The sequence below is a fragment of the Olsenella kribbiana genome (assembly GCF_036408795.1).
Classification (GTDB): domain Bacteria; phylum Actinomycetota; class Coriobacteriia; order Coriobacteriales; family Atopobiaceae; genus Olsenella_L; species Olsenella_L kribbiana.
Map to the genome: position 1 here is coordinate 1 of NZ_JAZGJP010000004.1, position 17,926 is coordinate 17,926.

Below are 17,926 nucleotides of genomic sequence, written 5' to 3' on the forward strand. Positions count from 1 at the left end.
ATGCATGTCCCGCTCTCCGGCATCGCAGCCACGGCCACGGTCCAGCCGAAGCTTCCTGCGAGCTTGCCTAAGCCGTTTGCAGTTCAGGGAGCCTAACTATGCCGGAGGTACTCAGCCATTTGGCATATTTTGAAATCTTGGGAACCAAGCTCTTGGCGCGTTCGGCAGATACCACATTGAGCTTCAGCTGTACCAATACATCGCTGATGTCTATGCCGCTCTTTGATGCGGCGTAGATGGAGGCAGTCGTCTGGCCACCATTCACAATCTGGAAATTGTACAATCTCGCAATCTTGCAGTAAGGTCCATCTTCCATTACATCAGCGCGTTCGGCAGTCGCTGTGAGGCCATTGTTGTATGAGAAGAAGAGAGATGGCTCCTCTTCCAGCGTCTTCTTGATGCCTTTGTTGACATTGCTACGAGCCTGCAGGAAAACACGCACATTCTGTTCAAGGAGCCTCGTGCCCCACCAATCGTAGATGGCGGCCAGATCTTTGCCAGGCAATGCCGCAAGATAAACTGCACGTCCCGCGCTATCATCGCTCGCCTTGAGGGCAGTAAGCGGACCGCTAGGCAACTCGTCGAAATCGACGACAAGGTCTTCCCTCTCTCTGCCAGAGCTCACCAACTTGTACAGCCGTGACGTATCCCACACATCGAAAGAGGTTGACTTGCCCTCAATCTCGACGCTCTCTTTGCCCGTGGCCAAACTGCTTATGGCTCTGTTGCTGAATAGGTAGATCTTGATATCAGAGATAATTTTCCAGCGGCTCTTAATCAGATCAGCAAGCTCATATCCTGGCTCCTTCTTCTGCATCGCCTTGCGGAAACCAGTCTTCTGGGTTCTGGCGACGAAGTTTGTGGCACGTTTAAAGATTGCATTGATCTCAGTATTCGTAAGCGCTTTGGCAGATGGCTCATCCACAAAGTCAATGATGATGAGCCGCAGGCGACCAAAGCCGGTTCCATTGAATTTGGCATCGTCTTTGGGGTCTCCACCAAAGCCATCAATCCTGACTCCTCCTGTCACGGGAGCATAATGAGCATACTGCGCCTCTTCAAACTCCCCTGCATCGATAAGGTAATCAGCATATGTATCAAAGAGCGCCTCTTCCAATGCGATGTTCTCCGAAGATGACTTTTCCGAAATCTCGGCGTTCAGCTCTTCTGTAAAAGCGCTCAGGCCAGCATCATTTGACATATAGCCTCTCTAGATAAAGTAGGGGGATACCGGGAGCAGTTCAGACGGCAGAGCCGCATTCAGCTTTCGTTATCCATGGAGATGCGTTCTGCGAAGAAGCCTATTTCAGGCCTATCTAGAGTGCCGACCAGGGCAGCTCTGTCTAAGAAGCAGTTGCGCATCGTACAGCTTGTTTCCGGCAGCAACGTGCAAGCATGGCACGCAGCATAATTCAGAGAGTCAAGTCCTTGTCCCTCGGAATCGATGCAGATTGGATCAGAAGAGCACCATGTCGCATTCTCGAGCATGCTGTCCAGAGTAATCCCCAAGCGGTCCTTTTTCCCTTGCCGAACAAGCCCCCCCAAGCTTCCATCCGAATCAGATGAGGAGGTATAGACGAGAATGCCAGCCATATGGTTCTCTCTGACGGTATCGGGATAGGTGCTGTAGATTCGTTCCTTCAATGCGGATCCAGAATACCCACAGTCGAGAGCAAGCTGTCGTATCAGGAGATGCGCAAAAGTATGCAGCAGCACGAAGGCTGGAGAGAAGTTGAGGCATGACACGCTGCTCGTGCGTCTCCGCATGTCCATACTATCGTATCTGGCACCAACTTTGCTCTCCCACTCCCTGAGCTTTTCCCCATCCAGCTCGATAAAGATGCCCTCGCCCAACATTTCCATGGCAGGCAGCCAACTCGGGGTCTCCTCCGTGCCAGGCGGAACAAGTCTCACTTCTACTTCGTTGCCGTTCCCATTCACTATTTTCGGCTGGCCAACAACGCGCCGGAATCCTCTGAGGGCCATGACTTCCCTGAGCCGATTCACCAAAGTGACTTTGCTGATAAGTCCCTCATAGCCTTCAGGAATAGGCTCATGCTCTGTATCAAATTGTGCTTCTGACTGTTCTGGCCCCTTGAGAGCTCGGTATTCCGTCAAATAGAGATTTTCCTCGACATTGCCGCCCTCATCCAAGGCGCTCTGCACACCTTGAATCTGATCTACTACCTCCTCTACCGTGAGATTCGTATCGCTGCCTTTCAAGATTGTCTGGATGGCATCGTCCTTCCCAGCATTGACAAGTTTCTCAAGCACTTCATAGTTTTTCTCGACATAAGAATCCATCCTGAATGGTAGAGTCAGAGCACTGACGGTTTCGGGGAAATAGGTATTCGAAGCCCCTCTCTGCAGCGTGACCAAAGGAGCATCGCAGCTCTCTTTGATATAGTCAGGCTTCTTCAGCCAAGGCTTCATGCCTTGGCATCGACAATGAGCGGAAGTAGCCAAGGTCCCCTTGGTCATGCAACCTGCCATCGTTCTCTTGGCTCCGCAGGTCGTGCATTCAATCTCAATTCCCGCAAGACTACCAGTTTCCTGCTTGAAGCGTACCTTCAATTCGTGGCTATCACAAGATTCGCCTCTGTGCACCCAACGTATATAAGGGAAATCCTGTATATGGCCATTCGTGCATCCGGCAACAAAACGCGATGGGACGAGATCTGCATTGCATTTCGCGCATTTGCGTTGGGCCTTGTCCCCGCTGATTTGCCAATAAGGTCCCAAGCGCCCGCACTTTGGGCAATAGCACCACTCTGGAAACCTGAATGCCTGGACCGAGCAGTGCTTGTCCTGCCCGTCGTTCCCGTCAGCATGCGGTTGCCTGAATTTCCTCACACGCAGATAACTGGCTAAGCGGCTATCCGTAACCGTTTCAGCATCTTGCCAATAATCGCAGCTTCCCATGATGACGGAATAGTCCGGCATATCGACAATTGCCCCTGGGCCATAGTTAGTCAAGAGGTGAGTCCGGCGAAGCTGTCCGATTATCTTATTAGCGTCGCCATTCAAAGATTTTCTTCCCCCAAGCCTCAACGTAGTCACCTCGAAATGAAGACGTTTGAAGACGCCTCAACATTACGCATGCTGTTCATTGTTCTGAATCTGCTAGTATCCGTATCTTCTTTGAGCAGCGATCTCATCGGTTTCCTGCGGTCCTCATAGCACAAAGACTTGTTAGATTCAGCTTCTTGCTGCCAGACATCTGCAATCTCATCCAGCTCGGCTCGAACATCCGCAGCCTCTTCAGGGTCAATCCGTCCGGTATAAGCAACAATCTGATCAATTATGTCGCCGACACCAGGAAGGTCTTTCCTAAAGTTTCGCGCCTCATCATTTTCCGCAAGCTCTTGAATGGAATTCCTGCAGAGCGTGACAAATACTGCCTGCAAGGCACGGTCCCTTGCACGCTCAGAAAACGGCGTCAAGCTCGAAGCATCAACATTGCGGTAGAGTGCGGAGTGAAATCTGTAGAATTGCTCGAAGTGAGAGCGGTCACGAGATTTTGCAGCATTCTCAGCCACTACAACAAGTCCGGGATTGCTACGTCCTACTCGGCTCGTTGCTTGGATATATTCCGAATTCGACTTCGGTTGGCCATCGACCACCATCATGCCGAGTCGCGACACATCAACACCAACGGATATCATGTTCGTTGCAAGGACAAAATCGAATACATCACCAGAATTGTTCGGTTTATATGCCCGTTCGAGCTGCTTGATGGAGCTGCTGATTTCTGAACTCTTCTTGCGACTAGTCAGCTCCATCACCCCGTATTCCTCAATCCTTTCGGGATTCACCCCACGATACTTCTGCGCAAACTTCTTTCCTGCCAAGAATCGGAAACGGCCTTGGATGTCATCCCGAATCATGGTCAATGTCCCACCAAGCTCTCGGAGAGAGTTGAAGTATCCCACCAAGGTCCAATATGCATCTATCACCTCAGGCGAATAACCGGCTGCCTCCAGCCATCTTCCTGCGAAATAGAGACAGGCATAGAGTCTTATGATTGTTGTCGTCTGCGTGACACCAGAGCCCATCACCCCAACATACATGCGGCTTGGACGATCTTCCGGTTTCGCATCAACCGCGAAGAAGGAGTCACCCATCGAGATGCCTTGAGGCGGGAACTGGTTGAATCCTTCTGCATAGAGAGACTTAATCTGATTCGCAGCATTTCTGACCGTAGCGGTTGAGGCAACAATCTTGGGACGCCTGCCCGCGTTCTCACACAGCAATGCCATTGAGGATTCATAGAGTCCTGACATGGTACCAAGCGGGCCCGTAATCAGATGAAGCTCATCTTGGATGATCAGATCTGGTGGACGCTTATCCACCCCACAGCCAAAGAGCCGGGAAGATTCGAGCTTCTTGGGAAGCTGAGCAAACTTATCGATTGTAGAGACAATGAATGTCGGCAGCTTGCTGTAGATGTCATCATCCACCACATAGATGGGCAGTCCATCTCCCTCATGGAATTCGCAGTTCCCATTAGGGCATCTGATGGTCATCCTCGACAGGTCCTTTTCGACCCTATAGCAGGTTTCATCAAGCTCCGTCCCACACCATGGGCAGTATTGGACTTGGACCGGATCGCCCCTGTTTTTTTCGCCCCTGTGCTGCAGAGCGCTTTCTGCTTCCTCGAGCCTATTTGGCGTCAGGCCACCACCGACCCACAAACCAATCGAAATCTCAGTACCACCGAGACCATGCTCCTTCCTGATATGCTCGCAGGAAGCTATCAGGAACGATGCCCGCTCAAATTGCTGCAATGTCAGCATGCGCAACGTGTACCTCATGATGACCGTTACACCGTCGTCATCCGGATTTCTTAGGCGGCGATAGAAGATGCAGAATGCAGCGATGCCAAGATATGCCTCGGTCTTCCCGCCGCCTGTCGGAAACCAGAGAAGGTCGGTAAGATTTCGCTCTGCGCCGTTGGGCTCAACAAACGACGAGACCTCCTGCAGCAGGAAGGCAAGCTGGAAGGGGTACCACTTCGAAGAGCCAGCCTTTCCGCCTGCATGCTCAACAGACTTCTCTCGCTGCAGAAACATTGCTTCATTTGCAAGCTGGAACGCATGGAATGCATCCTGATCCGACATCAAAAGATCTATGCCGTGCTTCATACGGTCCAATGCATTGGCGCATTGTTTCAGATTCCTTTCTGCAACCATCTGCAGGCTCTGCATGACTTTGCTTGCCATTTCGTTGTGCTGTGTGTGAATCCATTGCTCATATTCATTGCACAGTGCACGAAGACCATGAATGATGAGCATCTTCTTTCCGGTCGCCAGATACTGCATGCTGAGAACGGAAGAATCCGCAAGCTGCCTCGGCTTCATCTGATGAACGGAATATGCTGGCAAATATGAAGTTGCTACCCATTTGGGTTCCGCATGCTCGACATCCCACACGGCTGCGCATCCATGTCCTTGTCCATAGCAGACATTGCTGCGGTAGAGCAGCTGCATCTCCTGCAGATCCTGATTCTTCGATATGTGCTTATGCAAATCCGTCGAGACAAAGGCGCCACCATCTGGACCGTCTGAGATAATCTTCAGTGAAACTTGGAAGAGCGTTGCTGCGGCAACCTGAAAAGCTCTATTTCTAGACGTATGCCTGTCAGGCCTCTCCAGATTGGCAAGAGTTGCCGTTATGATTCGGATGTCACCAGGAAGATGTTTCCTTACCAGCACATGAAGCTGAACTGATCCGAATACTTTCTTGAAGAAGCGACCACTGTCAGGATTCCAAGTGGCAGTATATGTATGTGGAATACGCTTCCATGCTCCGCCAGGCCTCTTCTCATCAGAAAGGTCCGTATTGGCTGATGCATTCTTTGCATCATCAGCAGCATAGAAATAAGTGGCATATCCAATTTGGATCGTGAAGCCGCCATCCCCTTGGACTGCGAACGTTATGCCCATGGATGCTGGCTCGTACTGATTCTCCATCGACACAGCCGAATCGTATTCATCCAGTATCTTGTCAACATCTACTGGCTCTTCCTCGCAAGTTGCGAAGTCATTGGTCCTCTGTGGATAGAGCTTCCCTGCAATGTAATAAGTCGTCGGCAGATCCTGTATGGCCTCATGTTCATCTACTGGGCCAATGAGGTCACGCTCCAAGATTTCAATGATCTCTTTCCGCGCTTGGTAGAACTCACTGTATTTGCCCACGGATATCCCACCTTAGTGTTCGAATTGATCATTGACGCACGCAAATCCACTGATAACAAAACCATACCAGATTGCACGTTTCCCAAATACTTTTGCAGATGCTGGAGCCAAGCCTTTCTTGCCAACACAAGAGATTGTCTCAACAATGTGCAGGTGATCGAATGCATCCGGCAATGGCTTACCGCGCCGGTTGGGTGGACAGCAAGCGTAATATGCATCGCCAAATGATCGTGTAGTCCGTCCTAGCACGATGTCCGGGCTGTCCTGCAAGACAATCTGATAGCGGCAATCTTTATCAGGATTGACAAGACACACTTCTTGCCCATTCAAACTGCCATTCGAAAGTAGCTGCTGCATCTCTAGTTCGGAACAGCAGCTCGAAAAATCGATGTCTTTCGAGCTGACGAATTCAAGGTGCGTAAGCCTCTTCATCGCCCTGCCTACTCTTCCCCTCGACCATTTGTAGCATCTGTCAATAACTTTATCGCGTCCTGAAGATGCTTTGCCCAAATCACAGGATTGCAGAGCCACTTGGTATCGCGCCCTGCTCAGCGCTACATAGGCAACTTTTTCTTCATCGAGATCAGGTGGTTCGGATGTTGCCCAGCTATTCATATCTTCGGCTATGAGCCAGACACAGTCGAACTCTCGACCTTTCGCCCCATGAACTGTCGATATATAGATATTCTCGCTGTCCTCGGGATGCGCGCACAACAGCGGAGGCAGCACGCCTTCCTCGCCAGCAAGAACATCCAGAATATCAGCAATTTCCATTCGGGTGCCTTCTCGATGCACAAGGTGGCTCCCATTCAATTCAGACCAAATGCCCTCAGCCTGGTCCTCAACTACCAGACCAGTCGATGTAGCCAGTTTGAGGAATCGGTCTTCAGTGATGGTCTCATTTGGATAGTCAGTAAAGATGTCGGCAAAAAGTCTTGAAGCAAACCTCTGCTTCTCGAAACGCTCAAGATGGGCTTTGACGTCCATTTTGTTGAGCGTATCGTCGACTTCAAGTGCCTCAGCATTTGTCCTCACCAAGATGCCCAGACTGGAGGCATGATGCTCCTTAATGTTTTGCTGCCGCAATGTCGTTTCGGGTTTGTCGAGTACATCAGTAATGGATTTAATGACCGTACGTGCCCCTTCAGCATCGCGATCCAGAATCTTTGAACGCAGTGTCTCAAGATCGAACGGCAGCTTTGCTTTCACGCGATAACTCTTATTGAGAGTCCTGAACTCGAAATCTCCCCTGCGTTTAATGGCGTCGAAGAAATCCTCCGATGTTAACTCGCAACCATGGGTTTGATAATCATACAGCGATTGGCAGCGGTCTCCCATCAAGGTAATGCCACATTCAGGCGGCAGTTCATCGATTATTGTCAGCGCGAGCTTTGCGCGGCATGAATTGAGATCTTGAGTTTCGTCAATCAGCAGATGGCTGCATGCGCCGATGATATCGGGAAATCTCTTTATGATGTTGGCTGCCCGAATGATCCTCTCATCATAGTTCAGAGCCCCAAGCTTCTTGTTGCCCCTATTAAGTTCTGGCTTTTCCTCCTGAACCCACATCAATACTCTTGTGCAGAACTTATCAAAGGTCGTCACATCAATAAGTTGCCAGCTGCTATGCAGCTCTCCGGCATTTGCTGCAACCCTGAGTCGCTCTTGGATAACGTTGACAGCAGCATTCGTGAAGCTCAGCACTAGAATCTCTTCAGGATTGACATGCTCCGTTTCCATAAGATATTTGAGACGCTCGATGAGGGTAAATGTCTTTCCTGTTCCTGGTCCCGCGTTCACATAGATGCGAGCGTTGCATTTCCCCTCAACAACCGCCGTTTGCTGTGGATCATATTTCTTTGCCCATCCTTCTGGATAGGACTCATCGCTGACAAGAGAAATTGAAGTGACGTCCTCTTCAGAGCTTATTTCATCTGGAGTCTGGAGTCCCGGCTGTGCATCCGGCAGATCGACCGCAACAACAGCAGAATCCTTGCTTGTGGATTCATGCGACTGCGACTCTTCTTTGCGGGTTTCCTGCTCAGACTCATCGGCAGCGGCATCAGGGATTATGGATGATTCCGCATCCACCTCTCTTTTGATATCAGGTCGGCATTCTGTATAGAAAAACGGGCAATCACGCTTCTCGCACCTGCAGACAACACGTGGTCCATCGTCAGCAAGCACGGTACCCCACGGATAATCGCCTTCATCCGCATAGCTGCAATGCACGCCCTTCTCAAATTGTTTGCGTTGCAGCTTGTTGAGCGAGATGCATTCAGAATGCATCTTTCTAAGTGCGAAAGGATCGCTTATCGCATCGAGAAACTTTCTGTCGCTGCGAATGCTCGATTCTGTGACCGGATAGATATTGCTCTTAAATTCCAGTGTGCTCTTGTCAGCCTGAGCCATATTATCGCCCACTGGTACCAAGCTCGTATGAGAGCTTAAGCTTGTCGTATTCCCAGACTACCGCGTCGCGATCAGGTCGCATCGAGCTCTTCATAGTCACGCGGAATATCATATTCTTGTCAATCTCAGCGATGAACCGCAAGCGCTCTTCCAAAAAGGCGTAGCCTGGAACCTTGATCGAATTAATGTGGCTCTCTGACTCCTCTATATCTTTGCTTCCAGCAAAGACGACACGAATCTCTTGCGACGTATCGACCAGACCGAATGTCAGCTCCTTTTTCCAGCCAATGACAGGGTCGCCTTCCGAGATCAGCGAGAAATACGAATCATCAGCCAAGCGTAGTCCGACATTCTGTGCGCAGAGATGCTTGCCAGGTATATAAGAGAGTTCTGCAGCACCATTGCTGATGCTCCAAACTGTTTCATCAGGAAAACAAAGCTTGTCACCGAAGCGTTCATCCAACCGCTCAAGAAGCGGTCCTATGTTGCTGGAGCCTCCGACCATAAGGATTGTATCGATATTCGCCTCCGGCTCGCCAGAATCTGCAATAGCCTTATCAAGGCAGTCGATTGCTTCATTGACAATCGAATCAACGATGGTAGAAAACTCTTCGTAGGTCAGACGCTGCCGGAAAGCCCCCAATTCACCATATTTATTGAGTGAAACAACCGTGTCGTCTTCATCGCTCAGATCGCGTTTTGCGCGTTCTGCACGCACAAGCATCCTGTCCTTGGATTGTGCTGGCATATCATCAAAAGAGATGGCCACGCCCTTCGCATCGGCCACTATTTTATGAATCTTGCGCGCAACGGCTTTATCTATATTGTCACCAGCAACAGGCATACCTGCTGTAGATAGCTCATAGATCCTTCCGCCGCTAATCTTCAGAACGGAAACATCCAATGTGCCTCCGCCCCAATCAAATACCACGACATGCTGCGAGCTGCGAAGCGCCTCATAATTTGCATAGAACGCAGCAGTGGGCTCACTGACAAATGCCTCGATTGCAATCCCGGCGCGTTCGGCCGCGCGTCTCAGCGTTGCACGTTTCTTTGCGCTGAACCCAATTGGAACAGCCACTGTAGCCGAATCCATCGGATATTGTTCATTTTCTCGGTTAGTGGCATCCTTGAGGTTCTTGAAGACCTCAGTTGCGACATCTTCTGCGGTCCAATGCTTCCCAGCTATATCTTTGGCCCAGCCATCTGTATCCAGCAGCGACTTGACTGATTGGATGCACTCGCAGGTATCGCTGAGTTCTCCTCGCTTGTTCCACGCGTCACGGCCTGTATATACCATGCCTGTCTCACGATCAATAGCAACAGTGGATGGAATTGGCCGTCCTTCTTCATCTCCGAAATGCAATGGATGCGGGAGGCCTTCGCCATCAGCAATTGGGATGAAAGAAACTGAACTATTGGTAGTACCGAAGTCGATTCCATAGTGATATTTGATGCTCATGAGATGTCCTCTAGAACTCCAGTCCATGTTTGCGCAGGATTTTGAAAATTGATTGAATCTGCAGGCGCATGTTTTCACCCAAATCTACATCCATCGGCAAATCCTCGGCATCCTTGAAGTCCTGATACTCTATCCGAAGTTCGCTCGATAGCCTCTTCAGCTGTTCATTGGACTGCCGTTCATGGTCACGATTCATCAAGGAAAGCATCTCTCGGGCAGAAGCGCTGTCTTCCTTCAAGCCCACTATCTGGCGGCCGAGCTCATCCTTCTCGGTCGCTAATGCTGAAACAGCAGCTTCAAGCTCCGCTACCCGTTCTTTTGCCTCCGCAAGCTGCACTCGAAGAGACATAACGTCAGCCTCGTTATGCTCATAGGTATTCTTTTCGGCTTCTAGCTGCTGGCGCAGCATTGAAGCCTCATTCTTTAGTCTCTCATGTTCTTCGCCATAGCTATGCAAGAAGCTGATCACAGAATCCAATGATTGCGCATCAAGCAAAGCCATAGAGCCGTCTTCGCTATTATGGCCTTCATAAAGATTGCCATCCTGCAGTGGCACCATCTGCATTGTTCTGGTAGCAGATTCTTGGCCATCAGCCTGGCGCTGCACCCCTGTCAAACTCTCCGAGGCTTGCGGCGTTGCTTCCCCGCACCCAGCTGAAGCAGCTTCTGAGCCAGAGCACAGGTTCTGCACCCATTTCATTAGACTGATAACTGCATCTCTCTCGCTGCTGCGTATATTGGACTTCATCCCCAATGATTTCAGAGGGCCATTCAGAATTGATGCTAATCTCGCCACCTCTTCAGGGGATAGCTTCAAATCAAGTTCCAGGCCAGGACAGACTTGGTTTGCCAAACGCTTGACAAGATATTTGTGTATGCTTTGACCTGCAAACCCATAGAGATTGCCATCTTTGTTATAAGCAACACTTGGAAGGCTGCGACAAAGCGATGCAAGGGAGGAAGACCCGGTAGGCTTAGAGATCTCCAGTCCCAAAAGGTCAAGAATGAGTTTGAACGAGCTGCCAGCTTCATTTTCCATGAACAGCTTGCTGGTTAAGAGATTTTGATATGTTTCTTCCGCATTTGTTTTCTGTGCATACAGATAGAATGGCCTCGATGCATCAATCGTGAAGCCGCGAAAGAGCCTCAGGATCACTTCCTCAGAAAGCCCCTCTTTGTTTGCGATTTCCAACCACGCATGCTCAAACTTCCTGCGGTCCGCTTCACTCGCAGAGCTCTTCTCCTTGGTGGCTGTTATCAATTCATCAATGTTGCTGAAGATGTCTTGCCTCATTGATGAATCGGCCGAGATCGCTGACATAGCAGTCTCTTCACGAGCAGAACTGTCAGACATAAGTATCCACCTTCAGCATTGCACGCATATACTATCAAGCCAATTTTAATTCTAGGTTTTATTGCTGACAGAAATAGAGTTGGGGCTGTCTTTTACCGAGTGCTGCAGGTTCCTCAGCATTGAACTCCCCAAAGGCAGGCAGCTCAAGGATGCGGGTTCAGTCTCTCCTCAGATGAAGACATCTCTTGAGTCTGCTTACGGCCGCTATCTCATCCAGAGAGGCTTTCCGGGCGTGCAGGCACTCGATGCTCCTGCACGCGCCATGATGCTCCAGTCCTACGTGCGCGATGTGATGGCGCGCGACGTCGTAGAACGCATCAGCAGGCTCGACGTGACAATAGCGACCCAGATGGCGCTCTTTGCCCTGAGGGATACCGCCTGCGATTTCTCGGTCAACCGGCTCCTCGAGATGCTTCGCCGTGTCGGCTATCGCACTTCCCGGGATACCGTCAATGAAGGAGTGCCTCTGCTCGAGCAGTCATACCTTATCAGCATGCTCAAGGAATACTCTGTCGCGCTTGCAGAGAAGACCACGGCTATCCCTAAGGTCTACGCTGCGATCAGAACATGGCATATGCCGTATCGCATGCCAGCCAGCAAGATATCGGGAAGAGGCTCGAAACCGCTGTCTATGTCGAGCTGATGCGGCGCAGCAGGGTCACAAGACCGGACGTGGTCACTTCCTATACAGCACCTACGACGGAGAAGATCGATTTCCTGGTGGGCAACTCGCTCGCTGCAGCGCCCTATCTTCCCATACAGGTCACGGCGGACATGACACGTCCCAAGACCCGCAAGCACGAGATCTCTTCGCTCGAACGTGCCATGAATCTTGCCCATCTCGAAAACGGTCTCATCATCACGCTCAGGGAGGAAGCAGAGATTCCAAGCGATGCGGGACACATCCGCGCCATCCCCGCATGGAAATGGTCCCTCATGAGAGCAGATGACGGCATAGCCTGGTATGAGATTGCCGTCCGGCGTCTCTGTGAGACAGGCAGCAGGGAGGTGCCCCCGAAGGACACCTCCCTGCTACTGCTCTTTTTCCTTGTCCTTCGGGCCGCCCTTCTTCGGCAGCCTTCCTGCCCTCTTCAGGGCATCGCGCAGAAGGTATTCGACCTGTCCGTTTGCGCTCCTCATGTCGTCGGCTGCCCACTTCTGTATGGCATCCCAGATGTCCGAATCGATGCGGAGCGGATACTGCTTGCGGCTCACGCCCAAGCCCTCTTTCCTTTATGCATAGAGGCTTCCCGTATTGAGCACCGGCTGTGCATCGGACTCGCCGCAGAGCACGACCATGAGGTTCTGTGCCATCGCTGCCTTGCGCTCATCGTCGAGCTCGATGGCGCCGCCTGCGGAAAGCCTGTCGACCGCCATCTCCACCATCGAGACAGCGCCCTCAACGATCTTCTTCCTCGCCGCAAGGATAGCGTCAGCCTGCTGGCGGCGAAGCATGGCCTGGGCGATCTCCGGTGCATAGGCAAGGTGCGTGAGGCGTGCGTCTTCGACGGCGACACCGGCTGGCGCGAGCCTCCTGTCAAGTTCTGCCTTGAGCGCATCGCTCACCTCTTCGATGTTCGAGCGCAGCGTGATCGAGGAGGCAGACTCGTCCTCATCCTCCATGTGGTCATAGGCATAGACGGACGCGACATGGCGAAGGGCGGTCTCGGTCTGCATGGAGACATAGGACTCATAGTCATCCACATCGAAGACAGCCTTGGCCGTATCGGAGACCCTCCACGACACGACCGTGGCGATTTCGATCGGGTTGCCCATCTTGTCGTTTACCTTGAGACGTTCGCCGTTCAAGGTCCTCAGGCGTGTCGAGATGACAGAACCGCGCACGCTCTTCAATCCTCCCTTGCCGCGCTCGGGCTTCTCGCTGTCAAGCCCTGCCTCGGCGAGCCCCAGGTTCTTTGCGTAGAGCGGGTTTGCCCACCTGAGCCCTTCGTCGGTGACCGTGCCGACATACTTGCCGAAGAGCACGCAGACGCGGGCCTGCCCCGGCTGGAGCGAGAAGAAGCCATTCGAGAGGAAGCAGGCGGTGGCGAAGAGGACGATTGTGAAGATCAAGAGGGGGATGCCGAAGGCAGGCTCAGGCAGCATCAGATCGTCTGCTCTTGCAAGAGATGTGACATCGAAGATGAAGAGTGCGACAGATACGACGAACATGGCAAGTACCACGAAGAACATGAGCCAGCCGCTTGCGGCATGGGCCTTCTTTTCGACACTCATGGCTGAGCATCCTTTCTCTCGGAGATCCTGCCTACCTGGCAGCCCGACCTCCGAATCTGATTGCATTGTGATATCACATAGATCTCATGTCAAGCTATTTGCACAGCAGCTGACGAAAGCCTTGCACATGCTGGCGGAAAGAATGGACAGACAGGCCAGAAGACCTTATACCGCGTCTGCCGGAAAGATTCCGTATGCCTGGTCCCCCGCATGGGCGAAGCGCACAGCCGAGATGCCGAGCGATGCGGCAAGGACAGAGCTCCCTGCAATCTCTTCCGGAGTGCCCTCTGCCAGAAGCTGGGTCGGACGGGCACTGCCGAGCACGCAGATGCCATCGGAAAAGCGCAGGGCCAGATCCACATCGTGGGTCACGCAGACGATGGTCGTCCCCTGCTCATCCGCAAGCCTTCTCACGAGCTGCATGAGATCCAGGGCAGCCCTGACATCGAGATAGGTCGTCGGCTCGTCGAGCAGGAGCGTACGCGCTCCCTGCGCGACCGTCATGGCAAGAAACGCGCGCTGGCGCTCCCCGCCCGAAAGCTTCCTGGCATTCCTGTCTCTGAGCCCTTCCAGTCCCATGAGCGAGATCGCTTCGTCGACCTTGTCCCAGTCCGCCTTCTTTAGCTGGCCGAAAGGTCCCATATGCACATAGCGCCCGCATGCCACGAGGTCTCTTACCTTCATGGACGGCGTCCTGTGCACCTGCGGAAGCATCGCCAGAAGCCCTGCCCGCTCCTTTGCAGAAAGGGAGAGCGTATCTGTGCCCGAGAGGAGCACCGCTCCGCAGGCAGGCTTCAGCATGCCCTCCGTCAGGGCAAGAAGCGTCGACTTGCCGCAGCCATTGGGGCCGAGCACGGCCGTGATACCACCTTCGGGAATGGCAAGGGAAAAGCCCTCGAAGAGCTTGCGCTCCCCGTAGCCGAACGAGATGTCCTGGAACGTGAGCACATCACTCATCGCGGTACCCCTTCCCCTTCATGAGGAGGAAGATGAAGAAGGGACCGCCGATGGCAGACATGAGGATGCCGACCGGCAGCTCATAGGGTGCGAAGAGCGTGCGCGCCAGAAGGTCTGCTGCAACCGTGAAGGCAGCGCCCCAGAGCGCGGAGACCGGAATCACGCATCTCAGGTCGTGCCCGACGAAGCGTCTTGCCACATGGGGCACCATGAGGCCAATGAAGCCGATGAGGCCCGAGAAGCTCACGGAGGCTCCTGCCAGAAGCGAGGCAATCGTGAGGCCTGCTGCACGAAGGAGAGCCACCGGCACGCCGACCGCATGCGCCGCCTGGCTGCCGAGCGAAAGCACATTGAGACGTGGCGCCAGAAGAGAGGCAAGCACGATGCCTGCGCAGATGAGGACGGCAGGCAGGCCGAGATCTGACATCACGATGCCGGAAAGCCCGCCCACAAGATAGGTGGAAGAGCCGATATAGGCATTGGGTGCGATGATGAGGACTGCGTTCATGCCGGCACTGAAGACGGCATTTACGGCGACCCCTGCAAGCACGACCGTGAGCCTGGAGACGCCTGTCCGCGATGACACAAGCAGTATGAGTCCCGAAGCAACAAGGGCGCCCAAGAAGGCAGCAGCCGGAAGAGGCAGCGGCAGTGCAATACCGACCGTTGCCAGCGCGCTCACCGTGAGCACGGCGAGTCCTGCGCCCGAGTTCGCGCCGATGATGTTCGGGCTTGCGAGCGGATTGTCGAGCACCTCCTGGATGAGGGCACCCGAGACCGAGAAGGCGGCGCCTGCAAGGACTCCTGCCAGGACGCGAGGAATGCGGATCGAGACGAGGATGCTTCTCGCCTTTGCCGCCATATCCTGTCCTGTTGCAAGCGCCCAAACGTCGCCGACGCCGACACCGGAAGCGCCAAAGACAAGGCCCAGAAGGATCGCTGCCAGAAGCGCCCCGACAGAAAGAAGGGCCAGGGTACCGAAGCGCCTGCCTCTGTGCCCTGTCCTCTTCATCTCTTTGTTCTCAGCTGCAGCCACGGCTTTCCTTACTTGCTGAGCGCCTGGCCCACGATCTCATAGGACTCGGCCCACTTGTCGAGCGGCTTGTAGAGGAAGTGCGCCGCATCGAGCATCGTGACGCGCCCTTCCCGCACCGCAGCCATATCTGCCCAGGCAGAATCGGAGCCGACCGCGTCCTCATAGTACTGCTGTGCCGTCGCCTCATCGTCGGACGCTGCAAGCACGAGGATGTAGTCGGGGTCTGCCTCGATGGCTGCCTCGAGGCTGAAATCGGAGAGAAGGCTTGGATTCTCGTCTGCCACATTCACGGCGCCGAGGTCACGCACAATCGCTCCGGTCATGCCCGAGGAGTCCTGCACGACAAGGCCCTTCGAATAGGCGCTCACGACAAGCACGGTCGGCGCCCTTCCGGCCACAGAATATGTCTGGATATCGTCGTCGATCTGGCTCTTCACGGCAGCGACATGCTGCTGGTAGAGATCGTCCCTGCCCGTGATCTGGCAGAAGATTCCCATGACGCGCTCATAGTCAGCAAATGTCGTGACCTTGAAGAAGGCAACGGGCACGCCTGCCTCGTCGAGCGAGGATTCCAGGTCCTCCTGCGAGACGCCGGTCGCGTGCTTGCCGTCAGAGATTCCGGTCATAATGACAAAATCGGGATCGAGGTCGAGGATGCTCTCGAGATTGAGCTCTGTCGACTTGCCGACACCAGAAACGGCCGAAGAATCAACCCCGTAGTGCGAAAACGCATCGTCCGAGGCACCGACAAGGGTACCTCCCGCGAGCTGCCAGGCGCCCGCAAAGGAGCCCATGCAGGCAACAACGCGCTGCGGATTCGAGACCGTGACTTCGCGGCCCAGATCGTCCGTGAAGGTCACGCTCTGCGTGTCGGAAGCAGCAGACGTGCTCTGTGCATCGGGCGAGGATGTGGTGGTCGAGGTCTGGCTGCAGGCAGGAAGCGCCACGAGGCTCGAGGCAAGCAGGAGCGTGGCTGTCACCGCGGCAGGACGCACAAGACGGCTGTCATTCAGCATGGAACGCTCTCTTTTCTGTCGATATCGGTATCAATGAAGATGCAGGCTGTCTGTCTCAACGGATAGCTTCGGCTTCCCGTGCATGGCGGACAAAGATGGCACTCACGCCCGGCAGGGAGCCAAGGCCCGCCAGCGTGCAATCCGTAGCAATGCCGGCTGCGTTCAAGCGCGATGTCCAGCTTGCTGCGCCCTCTCCCGCAAGCTGGCGGCGCACATGGCTTCCTGCCGTGAGCATGAGCGGGACAATTGTAGCCGAATGCGTACCATTGCGTACGAGCTTCTTCGCGACCTCATCTGCATCGGGTGTGCCTTCCATAAGGCCGAGGGCAAAGTCGGTGCGCCCTGCTGCATGAAGCGCTTCTACAACACCTGCATAGGCGGCATCTGCCACGCCCTTTGTCCCATGGCCTACAAGCACGAAGGAATGGATCGTACGCCCAGGAAACGCCTCGGCGAGAGCCTCAGCCATCTCTTCCTGGTCCTGCTTATTTGCCAGAAGCGGACGCCCAAGGAGAAGGCCATCCGGAAAGCGTTCAGCAAGAGCCTGCGCTTCTGCTGCAAGCTTGTCCCACGCATCGCCGCAGACGATGAGGCCTGGCTGGACGATGGCTCGCGTGACGCCTTCATCTGCAAGAGATGCAAGCGTCTCGCCGAGGCTTGTGGATGCAATGCCACGCTTTGCGAGATGCTCCCTCACCCAGGCACTTGTATAGGCCTCAGCAAAAGGCAGGCCGGCAAACGCATCCGCGAGTGCCTCTGCGACAGGCGCGATGTCGGTCCTGCGCGCTTCATCCACAAGCGTGCCATAGCTTGCAAAGACGATGCCCTCACGCATCATGGCTTACCAGCACTCTCGAGACAGCGCCGGATGCATCCTTCTGGTAGCCAACGATGGAAGGCCAGGCAGGCGTTTCGAGCGAGATGATGCAGTAGATGGCAGAAGGGTCCTGTGCAAGCCGCAGATCCTCCTCAGATGGTCTGGCAGGAGTCTCAGGGTGCGAGTGCCAGTTGCCCAAGATCTCCATGCCGGAGCTCCTGGCTTCCTTGAGGATCTTCAGCTGCTCTCTGGGTGAGATCGTGAAATGCTCTGCCGTATGGTCGGCATTCTCGCAGAAGAACACGTGCTCGACGAAGGCTTCGCCTTCCTCGTCGCGATAGCCAGCCAGAAGGCCGCAGGTCTCCTCGGGTGCATGCGAGCGTGCACGCTCTGCCATGCTGTAGAAATCGTCGCCGCTCAGATGGAGCATGCCTCTCCTC

14 protein-coding genes are annotated in these 17,926 nt (G+C 53.8%); 1 reads left to right on the plus strand and 13 read right to left on the minus strand.

Annotated features, from left to right (window positions below):
- Window positions 1–67: 67 nt before the first annotated feature.
- From VXJ24_RS03685 to VXJ24_RS03710, 6 genes are read right to left on the minus strand one after another with little or no spacing between them, the layout of a single operon-like run.
- Window positions 68–1,201 carry an AIPR family protein gene (locus VXJ24_RS03685; protein WP_330971572.1) on the minus strand — a complete coding sequence of 378 codons (1,134 nt, stop codon included), beginning with the start codon at window positions 1,199–1,201 and terminating at the stop codon, window positions 68–70.
- 59 nt (window positions 1,202–1,260) lie between these two features.
- Window positions 1,261–3,060 (minus strand): DUF1998 domain-containing protein, encoded by a 1,800-nt coding sequence (locus VXJ24_RS03690; protein ID WP_330971573.1) that lies wholly within the window; start codon window positions 3,058–3,060, stop codon window positions 1,261–1,263.
- Window positions 3,057–6,197 (minus strand): helicase-related protein, encoded by a 3,141-nt coding sequence (locus tag VXJ24_RS03695; protein WP_330971574.1) that lies wholly within the window; start codon window positions 6,195–6,197, stop codon window positions 3,057–3,059. Before VXJ24_RS03695 ends, VXJ24_RS03690 begins: the two co-directional genes overlap by 4 nt.
- 12 nt (window positions 6,198–6,209) lie before the next feature.
- Window positions 6,210–8,609 carry a UvrD-helicase domain-containing protein gene (locus VXJ24_RS03700; RefSeq protein ID WP_330971575.1) on the minus strand — a complete coding sequence of 800 codons (2,400 nt, stop codon included), beginning with the start codon at window positions 8,607–8,609 and terminating at the stop codon, window positions 6,210–6,212.
- A 1-nt stretch (window position 8,610) separates the two neighbouring features.
- Window positions 8,611–10,071 carry an Hsp70 family protein gene (locus VXJ24_RS03705; protein ID WP_330971576.1) on the minus strand — a complete coding sequence of 487 codons (1,461 nt, stop codon included), beginning with the start codon at window positions 10,069–10,071 and terminating at the stop codon, window positions 8,611–8,613.
- Window positions 10,072–10,081: 10 nt separating this feature from the next.
- Window positions 10,082–11,425: a hypothetical protein gene (locus tag VXJ24_RS03710; protein WP_330971577.1), complete on the minus strand. Its 1,344-nt coding sequence runs from the start codon at window positions 11,423–11,425 to the stop codon at window positions 10,082–10,084.
- Window positions 11,426–11,597: 172 nt separating this feature from the next.
- On the opposite strand from VXJ24_RS03710, the gene VXJ24_RS03715 reads away from it, so the two are divergent.
- Window positions 11,598–12,068 (plus strand): DUF8612 domain-containing protein, encoded by a 471-nt coding sequence (locus VXJ24_RS03715; protein WP_489685553.1) that lies wholly within the window; start codon window positions 11,598–11,600, stop codon window positions 12,066–12,068.
- 389 nt (window positions 12,069–12,457) lie between these two features.
- Here VXJ24_RS03715 and VXJ24_RS03720 read toward each other — a convergent pair whose 3' ends face one another.
- The 7 genes from VXJ24_RS03720 to VXJ24_RS03750 all read right to left on the minus strand — a co-directional run bounded on the left by VXJ24_RS03720 (window position 12,458) and on the right by VXJ24_RS03750 (window position 17,916).
- Window positions 12,458–12,640 carry a type II toxin-antitoxin system antitoxin gene (locus tag VXJ24_RS03720; RefSeq protein WP_330971579.1) on the minus strand — a complete coding sequence of 61 codons (183 nt, stop codon included), beginning with the start codon at window positions 12,638–12,640 and terminating at the stop codon, window positions 12,458–12,460.
- 18 nt (window positions 12,641–12,658) lie between these two features.
- Window positions 12,659–13,660: an SPFH domain-containing protein gene (locus VXJ24_RS03725; RefSeq protein WP_330971580.1), complete on the minus strand. Its 1,002-nt coding sequence runs from the start codon at window positions 13,658–13,660 to the stop codon at window positions 12,659–12,661.
- Between the two features lie 165 nt (window positions 13,661–13,825).
- Entirely contained in the window at window positions 13,826–14,617 is a 792-nt protein-coding gene (locus VXJ24_RS03730; protein WP_330971581.1) for an ABC transporter ATP-binding protein, read from the minus strand.
- Window positions 14,610–15,653 (minus strand): FecCD family ABC transporter permease, encoded by a 1,044-nt coding sequence (locus VXJ24_RS03735; protein WP_330971582.1) that lies wholly within the window; start codon window positions 15,651–15,653, stop codon window positions 14,610–14,612. Before VXJ24_RS03735 ends, VXJ24_RS03730 begins: the two co-directional genes overlap by 8 nt.
- Window positions 15,654–15,661: 8 nt before the next feature.
- The gene (locus tag VXJ24_RS03740; protein ID WP_330971583.1) at window positions 15,662–16,669 is read right to left on the minus strand and encodes an ABC transporter substrate-binding protein; all 1,008 of its coding nucleotides are present in this window, start codon (window positions 16,667–16,669) and stop codon (window positions 15,662–15,664) included.
- Window positions 16,670–16,724: 55 nt separating this feature from the next.
- Entirely contained in the window at window positions 16,725–17,507 is a 783-nt protein-coding gene (locus VXJ24_RS03745) for a sirohydrochlorin cobaltochelatase (protein ID WP_330971584.1), read from the minus strand.
- Window positions 17,497–17,916, minus strand: coding sequence for a M67 family metallopeptidase (locus tag VXJ24_RS03750; RefSeq protein WP_330971585.1), 420 nt, complete (start codon window positions 17,914–17,916; stop codon window positions 17,497–17,499). The genes VXJ24_RS03745 and VXJ24_RS03750 overlap by 11 nt, the downstream gene beginning before the upstream one ends.
- Window positions 17,917–17,926: the final 10 nt, after the last annotated feature.

What these genes read in the sequence shown, in the direction of transcription:
- VXJ24_RS03700 (WP_330971575.1), bottom strand. Translation starts at nt 8,609, where the DNA reads ATGGCTCAGGCTGACAAGAGCACACTGGAATTTAAGAGCAATATCTAT.
- VXJ24_RS03740 (WP_330971583.1), bottom strand. Translation starts at nt 16,669, where the DNA reads ATGCTGAATGACAGCCGTCTTGTGCGTCCTGCCGCGGTGACAGCCACG.
- VXJ24_RS03725 (WP_330971580.1), bottom strand. Translation starts at nt 13,660, where the DNA reads ATGAGTGTCGAAAAGAAGGCCCATGCCGCAAGCGGCTGGCTCATGTTC.
- VXJ24_RS03750 (WP_330971585.1), bottom strand. Translation starts at nt 17,916, where the DNA reads ATGCTCCATCTGAGCGGCGACGATTTCTACAGCATGGCAGAGCGTGCA.
- VXJ24_RS03685 (WP_330971572.1), bottom strand. Translation starts at nt 1,201, where the DNA reads ATGTCAAATGATGCTGGCCTGAGCGCTTTTACAGAAGAGCTGAACGCC.
- VXJ24_RS03715 (WP_489685553.1), top strand. Translation starts at nt 11,598, where the DNA reads ATGAAGACATCTCTTGAGTCTGCTTACGGCCGCTATCTCATCCAGAGA.
- VXJ24_RS03710 (WP_330971577.1), bottom strand. Translation starts at nt 11,425, where the DNA reads ATGTCTGACAGTTCTGCTCGTGAAGAGACTGCTATGTCAGCGATCTCG.
- VXJ24_RS03745 (WP_330971584.1), bottom strand. Translation starts at nt 17,507, where the DNA reads ATGATGCGTGAGGGCATCGTCTTTGCAAGCTATGGCACGCTTGTGGAT.
- VXJ24_RS03705 (WP_330971576.1), bottom strand. Translation starts at nt 10,071, where the DNA reads ATGAGCATCAAATATCACTATGGAATCGACTTCGGTACTACCAATAGT.
- VXJ24_RS03730 (WP_330971581.1), bottom strand. Translation starts at nt 14,617, where the DNA reads ATGAGTGATGTGCTCACGTTCCAGGACATCTCGTTCGGCTACGGGGAG.